This window comes from Tannerella sp. (assembly GCF_052170195.1).
Lineage (GTDB): Bacteria > Bacteroidota > Bacteroidia > Bacteroidales > Tannerellaceae > Tannerella.
On the sequence record NZ_JBQNAZ010000002.1, the window covers coordinates 63186 to 87526 of the forward strand.

The 24341-nt window shown below is 48.8% G+C and carries 17 protein-coding genes; 6 read left to right on the forward strand and 11 right to left on the reverse strand.

What is annotated here, in order from left to right:
- Positions 1 to 23: 23 nt before the first annotated feature.
- From ACTTKA_RS00990 to ACTTKA_RS01015, 6 genes are all read right to left on the reverse strand, one after another.
- Positions 24 to 923: a hypothetical protein gene (locus tag ACTTKA_RS00990; RefSeq protein ID WP_442723629.1), complete on the reverse strand. Its 900-nt coding sequence runs from the start codon at positions 921 to 923 to the stop codon at positions 24 to 26.
- A 253-nt stretch (positions 924 to 1176) separates the two neighbouring features.
- On the reverse strand, positions 1177 to 4398 hold the full coding sequence (gene carB / locus ACTTKA_RS00995; protein ID WP_442723630.1) for a carbamoyl-phosphate synthase (glutamine-hydrolyzing) large subunit: 3222 nt from the start codon (positions 4396 to 4398) through the stop codon (positions 1177 to 1179).
- 43 nt (positions 4399 to 4441) lie between these two features.
- Positions 4442 to 5170 (reverse strand): hypothetical protein, encoded by a 729-nt coding sequence (locus ACTTKA_RS01000; protein WP_442714639.1) that lies wholly within the window; start codon positions 5168 to 5170, stop codon positions 4442 to 4444.
- Positions 5158 to 9003 carry a hypothetical protein gene (locus ACTTKA_RS01005; RefSeq protein ID WP_442723631.1) on the reverse strand — a complete coding sequence of 1282 codons (3846 nt, stop codon included), beginning with the start codon at positions 9001 to 9003 and terminating at the stop codon, positions 5158 to 5160. Before ACTTKA_RS01005 ends, ACTTKA_RS01000 begins: the two co-directional genes overlap by 13 nt.
- A 212-nt stretch (positions 9004 to 9215) precedes the next feature.
- Positions 9216 to 11477 (reverse strand): cation:proton antiporter domain-containing protein, encoded by a 2262-nt coding sequence (locus ACTTKA_RS01010; RefSeq protein ID WP_442723632.1) that lies wholly within the window; start codon positions 11475 to 11477, stop codon positions 9216 to 9218.
- An 89-nt stretch (positions 11478 to 11566) separates the two neighbouring features.
- On the reverse strand, positions 11567 to 12667 hold the full coding sequence (locus ACTTKA_RS01015; protein WP_442723633.1) for a hypothetical protein: 1101 nt from the start codon (positions 12665 to 12667) through the stop codon (positions 11567 to 11569).
- A 388-nt stretch (positions 12668 to 13055) separates the two neighbouring features.
- On the opposite strand from ACTTKA_RS01015, the gene ACTTKA_RS01020 reads away from it, so the two are divergent.
- The 6 genes from ACTTKA_RS01020 (at position 13056) to ACTTKA_RS01045 (ending at position 17980) form a co-directional block, all read left to right on the forward strand.
- Positions 13056 to 14576 carry an NAD(P)H-hydrate dehydratase gene (locus tag ACTTKA_RS01020; RefSeq protein ID WP_442723634.1) on the forward strand — a complete coding sequence of 507 codons (1521 nt, stop codon included), beginning with the start codon at positions 13056 to 13058 and terminating at the stop codon, positions 14574 to 14576.
- Positions 14577 to 14763: 187 nt separating this feature from the next.
- Positions 14764 to 14964 (forward strand): winged helix-turn-helix domain-containing protein, encoded by a 201-nt coding sequence (locus tag ACTTKA_RS01025; RefSeq protein ID WP_442723635.1) that lies wholly within the window; start codon positions 14764 to 14766, stop codon positions 14962 to 14964.
- 140 nt (positions 14965 to 15104) lie between these two features.
- Positions 15105 to 15380 carry a hypothetical protein gene (locus ACTTKA_RS01030; protein WP_442714634.1) on the forward strand — a complete coding sequence of 92 codons (276 nt, stop codon included), beginning with the start codon at positions 15105 to 15107 and terminating at the stop codon, positions 15378 to 15380.
- A gap of 2 nt (positions 15381 to 15382) precedes the next feature.
- The gene (locus tag ACTTKA_RS01035; RefSeq protein WP_442723636.1) at positions 15383 to 15688 is read left to right on the forward strand and encodes a cell division protein ZapA; all 306 of its coding nucleotides are present in this window, start codon (positions 15383 to 15385) and stop codon (positions 15686 to 15688) included.
- Positions 15689 to 15802: 114 nt separating this feature from the next.
- A complete protein-coding gene (gene rny, locus ACTTKA_RS01040) occupies positions 15803 to 17332 on the forward strand; it encodes a ribonuclease Y (RefSeq protein ID WP_442723637.1) in 1530 nt (509 codons plus the stop codon).
- 516 nt (positions 17333 to 17848) lie between these two features.
- Entirely contained in the window at positions 17849 to 17980 is a 132-nt protein-coding gene (locus tag ACTTKA_RS01045; protein ID WP_442723675.1) for a transposase, read from the forward strand.
- 359 nt (positions 17981 to 18339) lie between these two features.
- Here the strand turns inward: ACTTKA_RS01045 and ACTTKA_RS01050 are convergent, their stop codons facing one another.
- Genes ACTTKA_RS01050 through ACTTKA_RS01070 form a run of 5 tightly spaced genes read right to left on the reverse strand, consistent with a single transcriptional unit; the run spans position 18340 to position 24336 of the window.
- On the reverse strand, positions 18340 to 19767 hold the full coding sequence (locus tag ACTTKA_RS01050; RefSeq protein ID WP_442723638.1) for an MFS transporter: 1428 nt from the start codon (positions 19765 to 19767) through the stop codon (positions 18340 to 18342).
- Between the two features lie 48 nt (positions 19768 to 19815).
- Positions 19816 to 20487 (reverse strand): bifunctional 4-hydroxy-2-oxoglutarate aldolase/2-dehydro-3-deoxy-phosphogluconate aldolase, encoded by a 672-nt coding sequence (locus tag ACTTKA_RS01055; protein ID WP_097560023.1) that lies wholly within the window; start codon positions 20485 to 20487, stop codon positions 19816 to 19818.
- Between the two features lie 26 nt (positions 20488 to 20513).
- Positions 20514 to 21305, reverse strand: coding sequence for a gluconate 5-dehydrogenase (locus ACTTKA_RS01060; protein ID WP_278478301.1), 792 nt, complete (start codon positions 21303 to 21305; stop codon positions 20514 to 20516).
- Between the two features lie 31 nt (positions 21306 to 21336).
- The gene (locus ACTTKA_RS01065) at positions 21337 to 22377 is read right to left on the reverse strand and encodes a PfkB family carbohydrate kinase (RefSeq protein WP_442723639.1); all 1041 of its coding nucleotides are present in this window, start codon (positions 22375 to 22377) and stop codon (positions 21337 to 21339) included.
- Between the two features lie 33 nt (positions 22378 to 22410).
- Positions 22411 to 24336, reverse strand: coding sequence for a heparinase II/III domain-containing protein (locus ACTTKA_RS01070; RefSeq protein WP_442723640.1), 1926 nt, complete (start codon positions 24334 to 24336; stop codon positions 22411 to 22413).
- Positions 24337 to 24341: the final 5 nt, after the last annotated feature.

Here is a 24341-nt window from a genome sequence, read left to right on the forward strand (position 1 = left end):
TCCGATCTTTAGTTCATAGTTTGTTATGTCCATATATGCTCATAAATCTCAGCATAATCTTCCACGTCAATTACCTCAAATCCAACTTTTTCGAGAAAAAACTTCTTGCCTTGATCCGTCTCGTTATTACTTCGTCTATTGATATACCATCCTTTATGTCTTCTACCAGGGAATTTTTTGAAATACTTGATTCTTTCTATCAGTATCCATCGTAAAAAGAGTTCGTTTTCTTCAAGTCCTAAGCCGAAAACAAAAAGAGATTTATTGAAAATAATATGTAACCATGTTTTATACCCCTTCCATTGTGTATTATTTTTGCCTGTAAAAAGCACTTCATCTTCTCTTTTATGCAATAAGTTTCTTGCTCTTTCCACACTTCCCATATAATGACTTAGCCCGAGTCTGATGCTTCTGTGATAGTTGATCATACCGTTTATGTACCATATCCCAAACCCATCGGTCGGTAAATTTAATGGTTTGGTTCCATGGTATGTAGACCATGGATAAAAATCCGTAAACCCTTCTTGTTCCGTTCTATACTGCTGATATTTGAAGGTTCGTGCGAGCGTTTCCTCGAAATTGGTAGTCAGTACGGGAGCATCTAATTCTTTCATGCGATTGATGATTCGTGCATGATGATTTAACGGTTGCCACTCTCGCATAAGGTCTGCCACCTCTTTCTGAAGATTAATCTCTTGCGTATTTTCAAGTTCTAAAATGTCATAAAATTCCGTCAATGAAATACCCACAGGTATACTTGACAGGTCCCTTTCGGGTAAAACCTTTTTCCATAATTTTATCAATAAATCGTCCCATGAAAGAACATTGGGATTGTTCGGGTATCGATTCACTCCATTACCGACGATAAATGCGATGTCTTTTTGATTTCGCTCAATAATTTCTTTGATCTGATCTGTTGTCATTTTGTCTTCCTCGTTTTCTTCTTTATATTTTACGCGCTATGTCTCTGTTTTGGGGAAGCATAAGACTGTTTTTAAGCTTAGAGACAAACATGTTGTGTCAAAATTACGAAATTATTTTTATCTGTCGGAAAGATGTAGAAAAAATGAAAAAAAAGAAGCCAACCGGCCATACGGCGAAGCAACAAGAATTTCCTTCTTCTCGCGCTGTATGTCGGTCGGCCTCATGTTCGGCAGTGCAGATGCAAGCACAAACTTATTTATACTCCTGCCAGCTCTTAATCGAGATATCCTTTTCGGAGAGATTACATATAGCCCGGATAAATGCGCTTGCCAGACGCGCATTCGTAATCAGCGGAATGTTATGATCGATGGCCGCGCGACGTATTTTATAGCCGTTGGTCAGCTCCCGTCTCGTGTGATTTTTCGGGATATTGATGACCAAATCGAATTCATGACGGCTGAACATTTCAATGATATTCAGTTCGCCGTCGTTTTCATCGGGCCAGCAGACCGGTGTAGCCCGGATGCCGTTGTCGTTCAAGAAGCGAGCAGTTCCTTGCGTAGCGTAGATGGTATATCCTTTCGTCTCGAGCAAGAGACAGGGTTCCAACAGATCGACTTTGCTTTTGGCGCCACCCGATGAAACCATGACGTTCTTTTGCGGAATCGTATTGCCGACGGCGATCATGGCCGAGAGCAGCGCCTCGTCGAAATCGTCGCCGATACATCCCACTTCGCCTGTCGAACTCATGTCTACGCCCAGTACGGGATCGGCTTTCGAGAGTCGGCCGAACGAGAACTGCGAAGCCTTGACTCCGATCCAGTCGATATCGAACTCCGTCTTGTCGGGACGGTTAAAGGGCGCGTCGAGCATGATGCGGGTTGCCGTGTCGATAAAGTTTTGTTTCAGGACCTTCGACACGAAGGGGAAGCTGCGGGAGGCGCGGAGGTTACACTCGATCACCTTCACGTCGTTGTTCTTGGCCAGATACTGGATATTGAAGGGGCCACTGATATTAAGCTCCTTGGCTATCTTACGACTGATTTTCTTGATGCGTCGTGCCGTCTCGAAGTAGATTTTCTGTGCCGGAAATACGAGTGTGGCATCGCCTGAGTGGACGCCGGCAAACTCGATATGTTCCGAAATGGCGTACTCTACGATCTCGCCATTCTGTGCCACCGCGTCGAATTCAATCTCTTTGGCATCCTGCAAAAATTCCGACACAACTACGGGATATTCTTTCGATACCTGAGCCGCGATATTCAGAAATTCGATCATCTGTTCTTTCGTATGGCAGACGTTCATAGCCGCACCACTCAGCACATACGAGGGGCGAATCAGAATGGGGAAGCCTGCTTCGCGGATGAATGCATCGATTTCGTCCATGCTGCTTAGCTCCGCCCAGCGCGGCTGATCGATGCCGAGCGTGTCGAGCATGGCCGAGAATTTGTGCCGGTTTTCGGCACGGTCGATCGATACGGGCGAAGTGCCGAGAATAGGTACTTGTTGCCGGTACAACTTCATGGCCAAGTTGTTCGGAATCTGTCCGCCGACCGATACGATCACACCTCGGGGCTGCTCCAGATCGACCACGTCGAGCACGCGCTCAAGCGACAGCTCATCGAAATACAGTCGGTCGCACATGTCATAGTCCGTCGAAACCGTTTCGGGGTTATAATTGATCATTATCGATTTATAGCCGAGGTTACGCGCTGTCTGTGCCGCGTTGACCGAGCACCAGTCGAATTCGACGGACGAGCCGATGCGGTACGCGCCCGACCCGAGGATGATCACGCTTTTATCATGCTTATAATAAGGAATATCATGCTCCGTACCGTCGTACGTCAGATAGAGGTAGTTTGTCAATTCGGGATGTTCCGAGGCAACCGTATGGATGCGTTTCACACTGGGCAAGATGCCGAGTTTCTTACGCCATGCGCGCACGCGGAGGTTGCTTTTTTCCATGTTGTCGTCCGGTTGTTCGACGAAGCGGGCAATCTGGAAGTCGGAGAATCCGAGTCGTTTGGCTTCACGCAGTACTTCGGCCGGCAAGTCTTCGATGCGGTCGTATTGTTTCAGCACATGGCTGTAATCTACGATGTTTTTCAGTTTGTTCAGGAACCACGGGTTGATTTTCGTCAGTTCGTGGATACGCTCGATCGTATATCCTTCTTCCAATGCCTGTGCTACGGCAAAGATACGCAGATCGGTCGGGTTTTCCAGCTCGTCGTCAAGGTTTTCGAACGTGAGGTTGTTATTGCCTACGAATCCGTGCATGCCTTGTCCGATCATACGCAGACCTTTCTGCATAATCTCTTCAAACGATTTACCGATCGACATGATTTCGCCGACCGATTTCATGCTTGAGCCGATCTGACGGCTCACACCCGCAAACTTCGTCAAGTCCCAGCGCGGGATCTTGGCGATCAGATAATCGACCTCAGGAGCTTTGTAGGCCGAGTTAACCGTACCCATCTCGCCAATCTCGTCGAGCGAGTAACCGAGTGCCAGCTTGGCTGCCACAAACGCCAGCGGATAGCCACTCGCTTTCGAGGCTAAAGCCGATGAGCGACTCAGACGCGCATTGACTTCGATGATCCGGTAGTCGCCCGTGTCGGAACTGTAGGCATACTGAATGTTGCATTCACCTACGATATTCAGATGGCGGACCGCCTTGACCGAAATTTCTTTCAACATCTTTACCTCATCGTCACATAGCGAACAGGTCGGCGCCACTACGATGCTCTCGCCGGTATGTACCCCCAGCGGATCGACGTTCTCCATGCTTACGACGGTGAAGCAATGGTCGTTTTTATCGCGAATCACCTCAAACTCGATCTCTTTCCAGCCTTTCAGCGATTCTTCGACGAGAATCTGCGAAGCAAACGTAAAGGCGCTTTCGGCCAGTGTCTTCAGTTCACTTTTTGTCTGGCAGATACCGCTTCCCTGACCGCCCAATGTATAAGCTGAGCGGATCATCACCGGGTAGCCGATCTCTTCGGCCGCGCGGATCGCATCAGCCATCGTTTCCACAGCCTGACTGACGGGGGTTTTCAGGTTAGCCTGATCCAGTTTCTTAACGAACAGGTCGCGGTCTTCCGTGTCCATGATCGCTTCGACCGATGTTCCCAGCACTTTTACACCGTATTTGCCGAGCGTACCGTCATTATACAGTTGCGTACCACAATTCAACGCCGTTTGTCCGCCGAAGGCCAGCAGGATCCCGTCGGGTTGCTCTTTCTTAATTACCTCCTCGACAAAAAAAGGCGTTACGGGAAGGAAGTAAACCTTATCCGCAATGCCTTCCGATGTCTGGATCGTAGCGATATTCGGGTTGATCAGCACCGATCGGATACCGTCTTGGCGTAAAGCTTTCAGCGCCTGAGAGCCGGAATAATCAAATTCGCCGGCCTGTCCGATTTTAAGAGCACCGGAGCCTAACACGAGTACTTTGTTGATATCATTCTTTGACATAAATAGTTATTTTATTTGAGTTTCATTTTTGAATACAGACGATCTATTTGAGAACGAACATCAGGAATATGGTAATGAGCAGGAGTGCCCACGTAATAAGCTGGTTCCTTCTGATCTTGTCCATTTCGGTGCGGAATTCTTCACGCTGCGTATCTTGTTGCTGTTCTATTCGTTCAATTTGTTTTTCGATCGACAGTACCTGACTGGATAAATCCAGCTCCGATAACTTATCGATGAGGGTCTGCATACGGTTACAATATTCCATCATGGATTCAAGGGCATCGGATATCTCGGCCTGCTGCACTTCGATAGCGTCGGTCGAGACCGTCGTCAACTCCTGAAGGGAGGCCGTCGAAGCGGCAGCCGCTTCTTCAAGGGTTTTCCGCGCCGAGGCATTGACCTCGTCCAATGTTCGTACCGTCGCTTCCAAAGCCTGCTGCAAGGTCTTCTCCACCTCGACCTTCAACTGTGTCGTAGCTTGCTGCGACTGAGCGATCTCGGCTGCGAACAACTCTTTTCCTTCGCTGATCACATTGGTCAGTCCCGCCTGCGACTCGTTGAGCCGATCTTCAAACCGGGTGATGACCGTCTGCGTCTCTTCGCTGATTTTCTCGGCCAGCAGCCTGACGTCTTCCGCCAGACGCGCTGTCGCATCGATTACTTCTTTACTTTCTGCCGTTACTTGCGATACCTGTTCGCGGGCAGAGTTGAGGTGGGTCAAGCTGTCGCGGAGTTGCAGCAACGCCTTATGGATATTTTCTATTGCTTCCATTCTTCCAAGTATTTATATTGTATCATCTTCGTTTGCGCCAGATGGAGGTTGAGGAGGTCGGCAGCACGCATGATATCAATGCGTATACGCACTTCCTCCGTCCAGTCTCCGGTGGTGGCGAAATAGTCTGTCTCACCTCGTATATAACAATTATATGCGTCAAAGAGTTCGCGGAAATCGGCGATATTCGGCATTGAACGGTAAAATCCGATCATGCCGTTTTCATAACTTTCATGCAAATCACATTCGAGCATTTCTTCTCCCTCCGTACCGGTATGGAAGAGACAAAAGGCATTAAGAAGCGAAAGGGTGGGGTTATTTCCGTCGAATGAACGGCGCAGTGTGCGTACGGCCTCGTGCAATTCTCTGGCGCGACTGTTAGGCGATCCGTTTCGCTCCGTCGCTCCGTCTTTGATCCGATGCATATAGCGGAACAGAATATCAGGGGATGACTCCCTGCCATTCTGCGTATCTTCGGCCAGATGGTACGTGAAGGGATTACTGTTGCCGGGGATAATCTCCGTAGTTTCCTGTTGCTGCAGTGCGATGCGCCGGTAAACGAACTCGTTCATGTAAAGAAGACAACGGCATAATTCTTCACGAAGAGCGTCGTGGAAGGTTGTTTTCAGCGAAAGATTTTCAGCCCTGACCATTTCCTGTTCCACCTGTTTCTGTGTATGGTAACGAAGAAAATAGTTACGTAACTGCCGGTAATATCCTCCGGCCGGTTGCTTTCGAAGAACGATGCGGTATTGTTGTTGTGCTTCATCAAGGGTGATCTGTTCCATCAGTCCGAGAGTACTCATGCGATAGAATGCTTTGGTGTAAAGTACGAGCAGGTTCTTTCTGGGACGGTCGTCTTTTGATCCATCGCGCTCTGTAACGGGGTACGGCAGGAAAAGGACACATTCGTCCGGCAGATTATCAAGTGTGAGTGGGAAATAGCATCCTTTAGCCGGTATCGTACGATCTCCTTCGAGGTAGGAAACGGGAGCAAAACCAATCAGGTGTTCAATACATTCGTTTTCCGCTTCGAGGCCACAGAAGTAACGCAGGTAGCGTTCTTTCCGATAGGCCGATTCGGGCAGTCCCGCGCTTTTGCACAACACGAGCCGATCTCGGTCTGCCGAGCAGGTATCACGGGGCGAGAGCGCCTGTTCGATATCGAAGAGCGTATCGAACGATGCCTGTTCGGTCAGTCCCAAAAGGGTAATCATTCCTTGTTGAGGCAAGGTGTGCCGGTAGAGCGTTTGACCTGCGAGTATCGCTGCCGGCAGGAAGTCGGGGCTCCATTCCGAGAGACCCTGTGCCTCGTCGAGAATGCCCGTGGCGAAGTATACGCCCGTCTGCTGCATATACCTGAAACGTTGCAAGAGCGGCAGTCGGCCGAGTTGGTCGTAAGAGAGCACAACAATCAACGCTTCGGACGATTCTGCCTGTCGCTCGCGTCGTTCGCGCTCAGTACGGTCGAGGCCGGCATGGAACGCCGTCATACAATCGATACCCGCATCGATCCATTCGCGGTGCAGGGCCTGTACGGCATCCGTATCAGGCACAGCGATAACCGTGATACCGGGCTGCATCATGGCGGTCAGTTTCCGGATCATGGTTTTGCCTCCATTGGCCGGCACGAGGCCGACGGTGCAACGGTTTTGAAGGATACGGCTCAACACGGGCAACATCCCCGGTATGAAATCGTTCTTGCGGAAGAGCAGTTGCAGGAAGTAGCGCAGGTGTTGCGAAGTATCCGGCAACGTTTCGTACTGTTGCTGTGCGTTTTTGGACGTCATCGGACGGTAGGTAATACGTCCGGTGGTATACATGTGTCGTGTACTGCGCTCATAATGTGATGAGCGTATATGAAAGAAACATTTGTTACGACACTCCGTAAAGCCGGCGAACGATATGTTCTCGATGTCGGTTCGCCGCAGCGTGGATATATCGATAATCAGATCGTACGCTTTCCGTCGCAGTTCATCCGTCACCTCCGTCAGGGGCAAGGTGTTTCCATGCAGGGGCGAGCCGATAAATTCGGGTGTGCTGACGACCGTCAGTTCCACCTCGGGAAATGTCAACCCCGTGTACTCCGCACTCATCGCTGTGAGGTGATTGAAATGTTCTTTCAAGTCGGCCAAAGCGAGAGCGGCGCAGGGTACATCACGTTCGAGGACGAGCACAGACCACGTATTGCATGTGATATCAAGCTGGCGGGAGATGACGGCTTCGAGCACGACTTTCTGGATACGTGCGATAGCGATCGGTGAGAGGACATATTGCAGTGTCCGTACCCAGTCATCATCAAAACGTCGGTCGAAGACCTTGAAAACGGTTGCTACATATTCGCTCCCGAGGAACCCGAAATGCGAATCGCTCATTTCTTCTTCCGGTACTTGCCGACAATACCAGTGAATGGCCGAGAGGTCGTCGGCACGTTGTTTATAGGCGCGCTTCTGCTCCATGTCGGAGTGATCGATCGCCTCATGAATTTCGATGGCGCATCCGTCATGCCAAAAGTCTTTCTCATCTTTGGTCGGATAGGGAAATTCACATGCGAAATCGATTCGCTGCGTATGGTACGTCTTTTGTTTAGTGAGTGAATAGAGATTGCGCTGCGGTTGCAGCAACTGACGTAACGGCTGGGGCGCTATCCGGGTGATGAATGTCTTTTCGGCATCGCTTTCGAGCAACTTGTTATTGTAATTCGATTCGTCCAGATTCAGACGAGGATCGATGATATGCAAAGCGTCAAATACGTCTTCGGTATGCAATCCCCATGTATCATAACGAATATCTCCGTCGAGGTCGATGCGTCGGTTACCCAATTTGGCAAAAGCTTCTTCAAGAAGCGGACTGGCCTGTGCGGGCCGTCCGCGGGTCACGATGTTGTTCAGTACGGCAAACAGCGGATGTACATTTTCGCGTGCGCCTCCTCCGAGGTCGTAGTGAGCCGATACTTCGAAGCGTGAGAGACTTCGGTAGAGCGCCTCGGTCTTTTCTGCATCGGCCGTTTGAAGCGTTTTCTTCACGGCGTCCAGCCGGTAGGCAGCATGGTATTGCACGGCCGGATAATAATTGACGTACTTGAGGTTGAAATTACTGTTCTCAAGTTTGAAGGCTTTGATTTTGATACCGTTTGACTGTCGAACATTCGGATACAGTTCTTCGTCCGCTAAGGTCTCGGGCGAGTCGAAGTAATGGTAGAATGCATCGATTCGCCGGTTGTTATGCATGAGGTTGCCTGTACAGAAGAAATAATGTTTGCCGTGTATGCCGTACCCGACGAGTTCGGCGATACGCTTGAGATCGAGCTCCGGTTGCTCAAGTACATCGGTAAAGAAATGAAACGTAATCGGCTGTCGGGTTTCGATCTCTTTCTTTCGGACTTCGCTTACGGGTTTGCAGACACAGCTGATCCGGTCAGGGTCGTCTATGTAGGGACTGATGTGCCAAACAGCACGTTCGAGGGCCTCGCGCGAAGGATCGATGAGCGTGACTTTACGCACACGGTTTTCGATACCGTTCTTTTTAAGGAAGTCGAAGAAACAAACTGTATGAAACCCTTGTCCGCATTGCCAGTCGATGATTTCGAACACGTCGTCCTGAAAGATTTTGCGGGGAATGGTTTCGAGTGTTTTATCGATTTTCGTTTTCCATAAGACTCCGTTTTCGCAGAGGTCTGTTAACATGTCCTGGTCTGAGGCTGAGAAAGAGGAAGAAGCGGGAATGGCGTTGTCTTTATCCGCAGCAGGGATAAAGTTTCGGGCAATAGCCCGTATGTTCTCGAAAGACGGATTGCGCAACCGGCGCAGACTTTCTCTATACGATATCATCATGTTATATTAATAATCAGACGAAAATTCTACGATGTATATCATCAAGGCGAATCGGTTGTATGCCGATTATCCTTGCGGGAGCTCTTTGGCCGGTAGCCGTTTTTCGGACGGCTGACCTGTCAGTCCCTTTTTGGCTGACAAAGCTAAACAAATATTTTTGCTTATCCGTCCGGTGTGTCGAAATTATTTTTCAACACGGAGATTTATTGTTTTCAGAGGGTTTTTCCTTCGCTCAGATGAATGACTTTGCGGCGCTCGCCGACAATCCACACGATATCTCCCTCTTCGAAAACGGTGGAGGGCGGCGGGTTTTTGATCGACGTCTTTCCGCGTTCAATACCAATGACGAGGCATTGAGCCTTGTCACGGATGCCCGATTCACGGATGGACAGGCCGATGAGCCGCGAGTCTTCGGAAATCGTAAACTGTTCGATATTCATCTCATCGGCTTCCTCCTCGCGTCGTTTTTGATCGGCCTGATGGTAGCGCTCAGCAATGTAATCGTGGAAGTGCAGGATGTCATCGTCCGACCCGACGACGATGAGTTTGTCGAGCGGATAGAGATATTCGTCTCCGCCGGGGATGTTGATACGCCGTTCGCCACGTATAATGGTAACGATATTAACGTTACACTTCTGTCTAAAATTTAACTCCTTGAGTGTTTTACCAATACTGGGTGAATGGGGGCGCACTTCGATATCGGTCAGGTGCAGGTCGCGTTCGAGCAGATGATTGGCGAAGTCGCGCCGGATAGGGGCACGTCGTTCGCTTTCCGCCTCACGTGCCGAAAGGTTACTGACGAAGTGGCGTTCCATAAGGATGGAATGTTTCTTGACGCGTTTGGAGAAGATCATAATGGCGATGACGCTCAGCGAAGCGACAAGCACAATGCCCCATTTCGTACTGAGCAGCGCCGAAGTGGGGATAGCTACGAGGCCCATGCACACGATGATACGCAACACGATGAGCGAGACTAAGGGACCGCGATTGTATTTGCTGTCGTTCCAGAGATGGCGGAAGGCTTTCGAGCGGTTTTTCTTCATCATGATGGCGCGCAAGAGCGGAGCCATCAGGGCGATGAGCAGGACGAGTGCGAGGATGTTACCGTTTTGTCCGGGCAGGAATTGACGGATGAGCGGCGCGACGAGTTGCAACCAGACAAAGATCAGAACGAGTGTTACGGCCAGATAAATTCCTACGATACGGCTCATGGAGCGCAGGTATTTTCGCCATTCGCTCTGGTGGCGAATCGTGTTGGAACCGGAGGTATATTGATCCAGAAATTGTTTCCATGACGGTGGTAAAGCTCTCTCAATCCGATTATATACAGGTTCGGCTAACCGGATCAGATAAGGCGTGAAAAAGGTGGTCACCACCGAAACGGCGACAATGAGCGGATAGAGGTGAGGCTCCATAACCTTGAGCGCGATACCTTGTGAGGCGATGATGAAAGCGAACTCACCAATCTGAGTGAGCGAGAAACCACTCTGTATAGCCGTCTTGATAGGCTTTCCCGAAAGTAACACACCGAAACTGCCAAAGAATAACTGTCCGATCATCACCGCGATAGTAAGTACAGCTACATGCCACTTGTATTCCCACAAGATATTCAGGTCGATCAACATTCCGACCGATACGAAAAAGACGGCCGCAAACAGATCTTTGACCGGTTTGACGAGGCTCTCAATATGCTCGGCCTCGATTGTTTCAGCTAAGATGGCTCCCATCATGAATGCGCCTAATGCCGACGAGAAACCGATCCAGTCGGCCACGTAAACCAACCCCAGACAAAGCCCGATACTGATGATGAGCAGCATCTCATCGTTAAGGATTTTTTTCAACGCTTTCAGCATTGAAGGAATGAAATAGATCCCGAAGACGAAGCATCCAACCAGAAAAAGCGCCAGTTTCGTCATGCTCAGCAATAACTCTTGGCCCTCAAAAGTTTGGCTTACAGCTAATGTAGAGAGTAACACGAGCATCAGCACCGCGAAAATGTCTTCGACGATCAGAATACCGAATACTACGCCCGCAAATTGTTTGTTACGCAATCCCATTTCATCGAAAGCCTTGAAAATAATCGTGGTGGACGACATCGAAAGCATCGCCCCGAGGAAGATACAGTTCATTCGGTCTAACCCGAGAGCCGTCCCCACTAAATATCCCGTCGTCATCATTCCGATTAACACCGTCATAGCGCTCACGATAGCCGTCCCCCCTACTTTCATCAGTTTCTTAATGCTGAAATCGAGGCCAAGGTTGAACAGCAGAAAAATGACTCCGATCTCCCCCCATGTATTGATATTGACCGTGTCGGACACAGTGGGAATGAATTGGATGGATGGACCCGCCAACACGCCAGCAAGGATATAACCCAGTACGACAGGTTGTTTAAGACGCTTGAAGAGGAGGGTCATCAGACCGGCCGCAATGATGATGACGACCAGATCGGATATTAATGTAGGTAGATGCATATGTTTATTCTGTTTTTCAGAAATGCAAAAATAAGCAAAAAAACCGATTTACCAATGCACTACCTCACATCTTTATCGGGAGAGACGATTTATCTTCTTCCACCCGAACCGGATCGTTCCGACCGGTTCTCGGACGATCGACTTTCGGATGAACGACTCCGGCTGCCTTCGTCGCTCCGACTACTCACAGATGACTCACTTCTGCTGCTGCGCATGGAACTTGACGAATCATCGCCGGAACGGCCTTTGCGGCTGTCTAAGGATGAATCGCTGCTGCTACGGCTACTGCTGGAGCGTGTAGAAGAGGATACATCGTTTCCGGAACGATTTCTGCGATTCTCGGACGATACCTCCGACGAACGACTCCGGTCATTACCGGTCGACCAGTCGGCCGATCGATCACTACGACTCGAACTCGTTGCTGAGCTGCGTTCGCTTCGGCTGCGTGTATTGGTCGAAAAATCGTCCTCGGAACGACGACGTCCTTCCGACGATACACCCGACGAACGGCCGCGATCGCTACCCGACGAGATTTCTCTCGAACTGCGCATACTCCGATTTGATCCGGAAGTGCTCCTTTCTTCATAACGTTCCGTATCGGAATTGCGATGACTCGATATCCGGCTGCTTTCACTGCGACTGCTTGCTCCTCCGCGTCTCTCGTCCGACGATACACGCGATTCGGTGCTCCGATTGCTCCGTAACTCTACGTTTTCATAATACGAACGATTCTCCATGTAACGAGGCTCTACCCATGCGCAGGCATTATATCGCGCATACTCGTAGCGGTAGTCGTCCACGTAAAAGATCGGAATCTGTGCGTAATTGTAGCGGTAGCGCGCGTACCGACGGCGATGGTGGCGGTTGTATCGCCACGGATCGATCACATCGTTCAATACCACTTTATACAGTGAATAAAAATCGTATCTCGCATAGCGTGCCGGTAAGTAAGGACTTTCGATCCACCCCCTGCCATGACGATAGTAGAACAGCTCGTTCTCCACATCGAAATAGATATTCAACTCCGGGATATAATAATACTCTACATAATCGTAACCGACAGGTCCCCATGCCGGCTGACGGTCTACATTAACATGAATGATTGTCGTTACGTGTTGAGCGTCTGCCGTATGCACGTTTAACAGGCCGATCATCCATCCCAGGCCTACCATAATGATTAACTTTTTCATGACGTTCTGTCTTTTAAAATAATTCATATTCCTGTTCTTTTAAAGAAAACTGCGGTTTTCTTGTTGTCTTAGACCCGACAAATATAAATTAGTTTATTCACAAAAATAGTTAAAAGCACTTTCGACTTCGTACATCATATAAAATATAGATGAATGTGGAGTGCATACTTGCGATTCTGTTTTTATAGCCTGCATTTGATGAAGAATTTGGGTCCTACCGTATTTTTGCATGTACAGCTTCTTCCGTTTCCTTTTCTGCGTTCTTCACTCAGGACCTAAAAGAGCAATCTGTTTTTTCTGATGTGTCGTTTCGGAGAATCATTGTTTCATCGCCCCTACGTAAGAAAAAAATGCCGTATCTTTGGATGCTCAAAAGTTTAAAACCGATATGATAAAAATATTTGAAACCTCGAAAATAAAAGAACTTGATCAATATACGGTCGATCACGAACCAATTGCTTCTATCGACTTGGTAGAGCGTGCGGCCACGGCTTTCGTCAATGAGTTTGGGCGTCTCTACTCCAAACAGTCGCGCGTCATTGTCTTTGCCGGACAAGGAAACAACGGAGCGGATGCTTTGGCTATCGCCCGTCTATTGGCCGAAGACGATTACCGGATCGAAGTTTATCTTTTTAATCCCGGACGCCATCTTTCGCCCGACTGCGAGGCTAATAAGCAGCGTCTACTTGCGGATGGGAAAATACTTTTGAACGAAGTGATCGAAGATTTTACGCCCCCCATACTTTCTGAACATGATGTGGTGATCGACGGGCTGTTCGGCTCCGGATTAAACCGGCCGTTGAGCGGCGGATATGCGGCCGTCGTCGATTATATTAACCAGTCTGATGCGACGGTCGTTTCTATTGATATCCCCTCCGGACTTTTTGGGGAAGATAATCGGGAGAATGATCCGGATAGCATTATTCAGGCCGACATGACATTCACGTTCGAATTTCCGAAGCTCTCCATGGTACTGCCCGAGAATGCGGCGTATGTCGGCCGATGGAAAGTGTTGCCTATCGGATTGCATCCGGATATCATGGCACGAACAAAAACACCTTACATCCTGATTAAAGATGAGGATATGACAGGAATTCTCCGTACGCGCAACGTATTTGCTCATAAGGGCGACTTTGGGCATGCCCTGTTGATTGCCGGCAGCAAGGGCAAGATGGGAGCAGCCCTGCTGGCTGCCGGAGCCTGCATGCGCAGCGGCGCCGGAAGGCTGACGGTTCATCTTCCTCAACGAGGTGAGACGGTGCTTCAGACAGCCCTTCCCGAAGCCATGCTCAGCCTCGATGCAGATGCAGACCGTGTCTCGGTGCTCCCCGATACGGACGGGTATGACGCTATCGCCGCCGGACCGGGACTAGGCACGGAAAAGCAGACTGTGCAGATGCTGGAACAACTGTTGAAGACTTCCCGAAAACCCTTGCTGCTCGATGCCGACGCGTTGAATATCCTGGCACAACATAAAGAGTTGCTCTCTCTGTTGCCCCCGCATACCGTCTTGACACCTCATCCGAAGGAGTTGGACCGGCTGCTCGGGGATAGCATCAACGGATATGACCGGCTCCATAAAGCTGCCGAAATGGCTATGAAACATACGCAATGCATTGTCCTCAAAGGTGCCTATACGGCGGTCTGTACGCCGCAGGGGAATATTTACATCAATACCACAGGTAATCCGGGTATGGCAACGGCCGGCAGTGGCGACGTGTTGACCGGTGTGATTGTCGGTCTGATGGCTCAGGGATATGAACCCGAAACGGCAGCCGTCGTCGGAGTTTTTCTGCATGGGATGGCTGGAGACTTGGCCGTAGCCCGATTGTCGGACGAAAGTCTGATTGCTTCCGATATCATCCGGATGTTGGGAAAGGCGTTTCGTTTGCAACATGAAGAAGAGTAACCGAAATACCGAAAAGGGCTTGCACCGTTTGTCCTTCAAAAAAACTGTTGATGATTTAAAAATGCAAAAAAACGAAGGATTTTTCGGATGGTCGTGTTAAAAATATTTGTTTTGATATGGCAGATTATTCTATTACCTCTTTTTTATTGTACTTTTGCACACATTAAAAGATATAGAAAAAACAGCTATGGTTAAGTTAATTGGAACGAATGCCGGTCTTGTATGGAGAGCCTTGAGTAAGGCGGGCCGGATGAGTGTGAAAGAACTCAAAAAAGAGACAAAATTGAGAACGGATAAAGAATTGTTTGCAGCCATTGGCTGGTTAGCCAAAGAAGGAAAACTCGAATCGGAAGAGAAAGATTCCGAAATTTACTTTTGGCTGTCGTAGCTCCGTAACATGCAAGAAAAAAAGGGGCTGTCTGATTGGTTGTCAGGCAGCCCCTTTTTCATTCTGTCGGCAAAAAAAAATGACAGAAAGTTGTATCTTTAAATACTTCTTTTTACTTTTGTCTGCAATTTTGGAACGAAATGGCCGGGAATAACAAGGATTTGTTAGCTGTATTTGACGTCAGGTTGCAGGATTTGTTCGCATTGTGTGATGAGCAGGATCGGAGAATCAAAGATCTGACCCAAACCATACGGCAAATGGAAGAAGAATACCGGATATTGAATACCAAATACACGGACATGCTGACAGCTACCACTATTGCCTTTGCCGATACAGGAGAAAGAAAAGAGGTAAAGCGGCGGTTGTCGGGATTAGTGCGTGAAGTAGATAAGTGCTTGGCACTACTAAACGGATAACTGTGAAAGGAGACGAGTTTATCATACATCTGGAAATTGCAGGAAAACAATATCCGGTGAAGATTAGGCGAGGTGATGAACAGACGGAACAACGGGCGCGTGAAGCAGCCAGACGAGTTCAACAGATGTATCTGCAACAGAAGGCCTATTTCTCCAAATCATTGGAAGATAAAGACCTCTTAGCGATGGTTGCCGTTCAGCTGGCGATGGATATGATCCCGCTGGAAGAAAAAAACGATACGCAGCCTTTCGTAGAAAAGATACAACAATGGACGGAGAAATTGGAGCATTATCTAAGAGAGAGATAACTTTTCACTTCTATGTTATTCGAAACGAGAACATAAAAGTCTATGCACAAGAGGTTGGCATGGGGAGACATGTCAAAAATGTGCTTTTTTTATAACAATTTAACAGTAGATAGAATGAGCTGGATATGGATGGTGATTGCTTTTTTCGTAGGAGGGCTTTTGGCCTGGATCGTAATGACATTCCTTGCGAAATCCCGCCGCACAGCGCTCCTCCAAGAGATGGAGAAGGAAGCGGAAGTCATGAAAAAAAATAAAATGCTGGAAGTAAAAGAAAAATTCCTGCAATTAAAAACAGATCTGGAGAAACAGGTCACGGCACGCAATGCCAAAATACAGTCGGGGGAGTCGAAACTGAAACAGCGCGAAATGGCACTCACCCAGCGTCAGGAGGAGTTGCAGCGGAAGATGTCGGAAGTCGATATCGTCAAGGAAAACTTGAACAACCAACTGCAAATCATAGAGAAGAGAAAGCAGGACATGGAAAAGCTGCACCAACAGGAAATAGCCCATCTGGAAACAATCTCCGGCTTGTCGGCTGATGAGGCCAAAGAACGCCTGATCGAATCGCTCAAAGACGTGGCCAAAACAGATGCGGCCTCGTATGTAAACGAGATTATGGAAGAAGCCAAAATGACCGCCAATATGGAGGCCAAGAAAATCGTTATCCGTACGATACAGCGCGTAGCGACCGAAACGGCTATTGAAAACTCGGTAACGGTCTTCCACATCGATTCGGACGAAATCAAAGGACGAATCATCGGACGCGAAGGCCGTAACATCCGCGCTCTCGAAGCAGCTACCGGCATCGAAATCATCGTAGATGATACCCCGGAAGCTATCGTGCTTTCCGGCTTTGACCCGGTGCGCCGTGAAGTGGCTCGTCTGGCCTTGCATCAGTTGGTACAGGACGGACGTATTCATCCGGCACGTATCGAAGAGGTCGTTAATAAGGTGCGCAAACAAGTGGAAGAAGAAGTGGTGGAAACCGGAAAGCGAACAGCGATCGACCTTGGTATCCACGGCTTGCATCCCGAACTGATACGGATGATCGGAAAGATGAAGTATCGTTCGTCGTACGGACAGAACCTGCTGCAACATGCGCGTGAGACGGCGAATTTGTGTGCTGTCATGGCGGCGGAACTGGGACTGAACCCGAAAAAAGCACGTCGCGCCGGATTGTTACATGACATAGGAAAAGTACCTGATGATGAGCCTGAAATGCCGCATGCTCTCTACGGTGCGAAGTTGTGTGAGAAGTTTAAAGAAAAACCGGATATCTGCAATGCGGTTGGTGCCCATCACGACGAGATGGAGATGCAGACGCTTCTGGCGCCGATCGTGCAGGTTTGTGATGCTATTTCGGGAGCGCGTCCGGGAGCGCGTCGCGAGATTGTGGAAGCATATATCAAGCGGCTCAATGACTTGGAACAGTTGGCTCTTTCGTATCCGGGAGTTTTGAAGACATATGCCATTCAGGCCGGTCGCGAGTTGCGGGTGATTGTCGGTGCTGATAAGATTACCGATAAAGATACGGAAAGTCTCTCGACCGAGATCGCCAAGAAAATTCAAGACGAGATGACGTATCCCGGTCAGGTAAAGATTACCGTGATTCGCGAGACGCGTGCCGTCAGCTACGCAAAATAGAAATATACGGATTCTTTAAAATAACAAGAGCTCGATGTAAGAAAAGTTTCCTTTAGGATAGGGATCATTGCTGTCCGATAAAAATTATTCTCGAAAGAAAGGAAGTCTCTTTTATCGGACACCAATGATTTGAATAACTTTTCATTGACAGAGTGCATTTAACCCAAATTACGCGATACACTGTTCGGCGTTTGCCATTAATAATGGACGAACGAAGGTACGACAATGGTTACGTCAGGCTTACAGCCCTCCGCCGAGATACGATGGCCTTTTTCCCCAACGCTTCGCATTGGGCTGAATTATCTTGCCCTTTCAGGGCTGTTTTCCAATTGTTCATTGTCAATGAATTAACGTCTCTGCGGGGGAAGGGCTGAAAGCCCGAATTATTTCAGCCTCATCCCGCAAGGGTGGGGTATCGACATCTGGACCTTGTTCGGAGGGCTGAAGGCCTGAATTAAATTCATTCTTATTTCTTCTATCGCGGAATCTGGGTTTAATCACCAAACTTAGAAAAACATAAACAACGCCTTGATCCTTTTACATGACAGAATCATATTGTGCAAAAGAGCTTTAATAGAATCGATAAATAATGACTTGAAGAACATTTGTCAGAATACACCCGATAGATGTCGATCATTTGATACTTAGATCGAACTTACCTTTATTTGGAGTATTCCGGGCAGATCCGGTGCGTGATTTACAACACCAATGGGAGTTGTGAGCATCGGTATTCATATCCAGTCTCCGTATTCAGTAAGGTAGAGGAAATTGAAAAGAAAGGAAATTCCTTCTTCAGGACATTGTTCCGCTACGCTCCACAACATCCTGAAGAAGGAATGACAATTACACACTCTTATTAGAGCTCTACCTTTATTTTGCAATATTTCGGCCGATTACATATCCGTCAATATGGTAATTTTGATGTTTTCGCGATTACCGTTGACCGGATGAATCAAACATCTCCACGAGTGAAATATCATCAGCAATCCACCTCCAATAAGATTCCTCTACAGTTTTTCAATCGGTCGATATTTCGGTACAAGGCTTTTCATCACCACCCAACCAATCAGATAGGCCACGGCACAAACACAGAAGATGATAAAATAACCGGCCGGTTTACCTTCGAAGCCGAAGCATTGCAGATTCGTCTCACCGGCATACACGAAAAGTTTACCGGCCGACTTCTGCAGGATCAGCGAACCGATGCCTCCTGCCATACCGCCGATACCGGTCACCGATGCGATGGCCGACTTGGGAAACATATCCCCGATGGTCGAAAAAATATTGGCCGACCACGATTGATGTGCAGCCCCTCCAAGTCCGATCAGGATAACGGGGAACCACGGGGAGATCGTACCTAACGGTTGTGCCATCAGCACAATCAGAGGAATGAATGCAAAGATAAGCATGGCCTGCATCCTCGCGGCATACGGATTCTTCCCGGTCTTGTCGATAATGATAGTCGGCAGTTTACCCCCATAAACCGAAAGCATCGTAATGGCGTAGAGCGTGAAGATAAGCGCCATACCGAGTCCGTCGGTCGTTTTGATACCGAATTGCGTGTTCAGATACGACGGAATCCAGAAGAGGAAGAACCACCACACGCCATCGGTCATGAACTTGCCGAATGCGAAAGCCCACGTCTGTCGGTGCATAAAGCAGCGGATAAACGAACTTTTCTCTTCCGATGCATCTGCCGGCAGACTGTCCGTATCTTTATCCGAAAGAATATAGTCGAGCTCGGCCTGATTGACACGTGCGTTCTTCTCCGGTTTTTCATACATAAATACCCAGAATCCCATCCATACGAATCCCAATGCTCCAATAATGATAAAAGCCATTTCCCAGCCGAAAGCTTTGGCCAAAGGAGGGATGGATAAAGGAGCGATCAATGCACCGATCGATGCACCGGCATTGAAGATACTCGTGGCATAGGCCCGGTCTTTCTTCGGAAAATATTCGGCCGTCACTTTAATGGCTGCGGGGAAGTTGCCGGCCTCACCGATCGCCAACACACAACGTGCGACGATGAAAGCGTACATGCTCACCGTAGCGATGACGACAACTACGTCGCCTGTAGCTTGTGCCAATTCGGCTGCCGAGGCCAGTCCGGTGTACTGCTCGGTGACGATACCACACAATGCATGAATACACGCTCCGAGCGACCAAACACCAATGGCCCACAAGAAGCCTTTCTTACTCCCAAGCCAGTCGACAAATCGGCCGGCAAAAAGCATCGAGATGGCATAGATGAGCGAAAACAACCCCGTGATAGTACCGTAATGATCTTCGTTCCAATGAAATTCGGGTTTGATAAATTCATCCCATGTCAACGACAGCACTTGTCGGTCTAAGTAATTGATCGTCGTCGCAAAAAAAAGCAATGAGCAAATCACCCACCTGTAATTTGTCTTTTGTTCATTTCTCATGTTCATATTCTACTTCTTTACTACCTTTTACTTCTTTAACTACCCTACCCTTTTTTACTCCTTCCGAACCTCACGGATAACACCTAATGCCTGCGCACAGATGTCTGTAATCTTTTCCCAGTTACCGGAAGCTATGGCCTCGGGCGGAAACAGGTTAGACCCCATCCCGACACATGTTGCTCCCGCATCGAACCAGGCTTTCAGGTTCGTTTCTTCGGGCTTGACACCTCCCGTCACCATCACCTGCGACCATGGCATCGGCGCTTTGAGCGCTTTGACGAAGCCGGGGCCCAGCACATCGCCGGGAAAGACCTTACAGATATCACAACCCAACTCCTGCGCATATCCTACTTCCGATACCGATCCACAACCCGGAATGTAAGGAACGAGCCGGCGGTTACAGACTTTTGCAATGTCGGGGTTCGTCAGCGGACCGACAACAAAGTTAGCCCCCGACTGCAGGTATAACGAAGCGGTTGGGGCATCGACGATGGATCCGACACCAAGTATCATCTCCGGACAAGCCTCAACGATCCAGCGGCTCACCGCTCCGAACACTTCGTGAGCTGCCTCTTCTCTGTTCGTAAACTCGAAGACCCTGACCCCTCCGTTATAGCAGGCACGGATAACCTGCTTGGCCACTTCCACATCACAACTACAAAACACCGGCACGAGGCCCGTATCCGTCATGGTCCGTATTGTTTCTTTCTTATCGAATCTTGCCATATTTATCACAATGGAGTTCCTGTTAATTAAGGCTGTTTACCGATATAAGCAAGGATACCTCCGTCGACATACAAGATATGTCCGTTCACGAAGTCCGAAGCACTGGAAGCCAAAAAGACAGCAGGCCCGGCCAAATCGTCGGGCGTACCCCATCGGGCGGCCGGCGTCTTGGCAATGATGAAAGAATCAAACGGATGACGCGAGCCATCGGGCTGTACTTCACGCAGCGGTGCCGTTTGCGGTGTGGCGATATAGCCCGGTCCGATACCGTTACACTGGATGTTGTACTGTCCGTATTCCGAGGCAATGTTACGTGTCAGCATTTTCAGTCCTCCCTTGGCGGCAGCATATGCCGAAACGGTTTCACGCCCCAATTCACTCATCATGGAGCAGATATTGATAATCTTTCCGTGTCCTTTTTTGATCATCGCCGGAATAACCGCCTTGGCCACAATAAACGGAGCATTCAGATCGACATCGATCACTTGCCGAAATTCTTCGGCACTCATCTCGTGCATCGGGATACGTTTAATGATACCGGCGTTGTTAACCAGAATATCGATTGTTCCCACTTCCTTCTCTATCTGTGCGACCATCGCATCGACCGCCTTTTCGTCGGTCACATCGCAGATGTATCCCTTAGCCTCAATCCCGGCTTCTTTATAAGCTCTTAACCCTTTGTCTACAAACTCTTGCTTCAGGTCGTTAAACACGATGGTTGCTCCTGCTCCGGCCAATGCCGACGCAATAGCGAAACCGATACCGTAAGATGCTCCTGTTACAAGCGCTACCTTACCTTCTAATTTAAACTGTTCCATATCGTTTTATTTCTTTTGTTATTTTAATATATTATCTTACTACTCTGCCCGATCCATCGCCTCCCATCAGTTGCTCCACTTCGCTCACTGACATGAGGTTAAAGTCTCCGTAAACCGTATGCTTGAGACACGATGCCGCCACGGCAAAATTGAGCGCCTGCTGATCGTCGTGCGGGTAGGTGATCAGTCCGTAGATCAGTCCGCCCATAAACGAGTCGCCCCCTCCTACCCGATCTACGATATGCGTAATATCGTATCGGCGCGATGCATACAGTTTATCCGAATATAAGCACCCGCCCCACGTATTGTGGTTGGCGTTGATCGATCCGCGCAGAGTGACAATGACTTTCCGGGCACGCGGAAATCTCTGCATCAACTGACGACAGACCGACTCGAATTCATTCGCTTCCAGCTTGCCTCCGGTATGCTCGGCCTGAAACCCTTCCGGCTTGATGCCGAACACCTTCTCGGCATCTTCCTCGTTACCGAGGATGATATCGCATCCTTCAACGAGCGCCGGCATGACTTCCGAAGCCTTTTTCCCGTATTTCCACAAGTTCTTTCGGTAATTCAGATCGCATGAAACGGTTACGCCCATCTCGTTAGCTGTCCGTATGGCTTCGAGGCATGCGTCGGCTGCCCCCTGCGAAAGCGCAGGAGTGATACCTGTCCAATGAAACCACTGTGCTTCCTTCAGCACTTCTTTCCAGTCAATCATCCCCGGTGTGATCTCGGCAATGGAAGAACCGGCACGATCGTATACGACTTTCGAAGGCCGTGCCACAGCACCTGTTTCCAAAAAATAGATACCTACCCGGTTACCGCCGCGAAGGATATGCTGTACACCCACATTGTATTTTCGCAGTTCGGAAATGCACCATTCGGCAATTTCATTTTGAGGTAACCGTGTGACGAACTCGACCGGGATGCCGTAATTAGCAAGTGAAACGGCTACATTGGCTTCGCCCCCGCCGAATGTTGCCCCGAGACTGGTAGATTGAATGAATCGTAAATATCCGGGAGTCGCTAAACGAAGCATGACCTCTCCGAAGGTAATCACTTTTTTTTGCATACTACACATTTATATTATAACGAATAAACCTTTTTATTTCCGTGAAATGACAATCCGGTAATGACCGCTTAGAGAGAGCTCTTTTGCCTCAAGCGTAATCCTGTACAGTTCCTTTCCCCATACGTTTGACAAACGCGGATCGGTCAACGTAATCGTTTCGACCGAAGAGGTAAATATATTTCTGTCGTACGACAAGCGCGCTTTTTTCCCCTGTACTTCCATATCAATCTGTCCTTCGATGCTCCGATCCACTCTCCCCCACGTCAGAAAATGAAGTTTATTCCTCTTTTCAGGTGATTCCAGCGAAAAACGGTCATTTATCTCGAGTTGCTTATCCTGTAACCGATAAGTCCTGTTCCACGAATGTATGGAGGTCTCCTGAGGATATGCCTGCTTCAGTTCGAGCGATAACGTACGATTTGCCGGTGTAAATTTCATCTGTTCCGCTTTATATTTCGCGCCGAATGCCTGCTGGGTTCCGTTTATTTCCGGCAGGTTGTGAAAAAGACTTTGCATCGTCCAGATTGTATATCGCTCGTTACCAAACGTTTGTCGGGTATAAGTACCTACACCGGCATCGATCAGTACGGGAGTTTCATCGATATACAGCGAAAACGTACCGACATCATTATGATTATGGCTCTCATTGTTATGTCCTCCTTTACCGGCAAAGAAAAGTCCGCCACGGGTTCTCATATAACAAAACTGGGTCTCGGGATACCACGTGGTAGCTGGGGCTGAGTAAGGAAGCGTGACTGTACTCAACGCATGGTGAAAACGTAAGGTTTCGAATGTCCGGTATACGTCCCGGCGATTGTTCGGGGCTTGCGGAGTCTGCTCATTCTTTCTGAGAAAGGCGGAAAAAGCCATCATCTCGGTGCTGTTTACCGCTTTTCCGTACCGATAGATCAAATCCGCATCGGGCTCAAGCCTGGCGGTAGCGTCGGCAAAATTGACTACCCAGCCGTTACCTACGTACGAGCGAGAGATGTATTCCCCCATACGGCGGATCAAAGGCTCTTCAAAAAGGGACAGCTGTCCTCCGGTAACATCGCAAAGGAGCTGTAAATAATCATATAGTTTTCCTGCCGCATGTCCCCAATAGGATGGGCCTTCCTCGCAGGCGCCGTCGGCTTTGCTGTAATTGATGAAATGATCGACCGACCGTATCGTTTTATAGACCGCTTTGGCCAGTCTGTCGGTATCGTTTTCGAGCAGCATGAAACACTGGAGTACGCTAAAGTTACACCACGGGTTCCAGTTGTTTACCATATCTCCCGGCTTGTAATTCATGGCCATCCACCAGAAATGATCGGTTTCAAGATACGTTTTCAGGATACGCTTCTCCACTTCGTCGCGCACTCGCTGTGATATTACGGGATTGATTTTATCCAGTTCATCACGGAAAAAGTAATGAATCCACGAAAGTTCGGCGCCAACTTCGCCCGAGGCAAGTGCAATCACATGTTCGCCATGATTAGGGAGTGTTCGATTGTCGTGTTGCAGACGTACATGAGCCGAGAGCGCCCACGAAGTCATCTCGCAGAAATAGAAGACGCCGTTAGCCAGCGGTTCAATGAAACGCCCTTTTCCTTCGGCAAGTTCGGCCAGAAAGAGATCGGTCAGGGTCTGTGCGTTTTCATTGTACGGATTCTCCATGATCTTCCGCGATCCGCTTCGTTCGTATTCTATATAGTCCATTGCCTGAATGACCTGCCAGCGATACTCCAATGCTTTCTCACCCCGTCGGATATAGATATCTTTGAATTCACCGAACAGGGCATCCCAGCCTTGGCGATCGGTATAATCAGGATAAGCCACCCACTGTTGATGCAAAACGAGCAGCTCTTTTAACCTCTCTTCCGAGGTTTTCCGTTGCAACAAATTCTTTTCAGTATAGGCAAATAGTGTGCAAACCGGCAAGAAGTATACGATAAGAGAAAAAAGTAATTTCTTCATTTTTT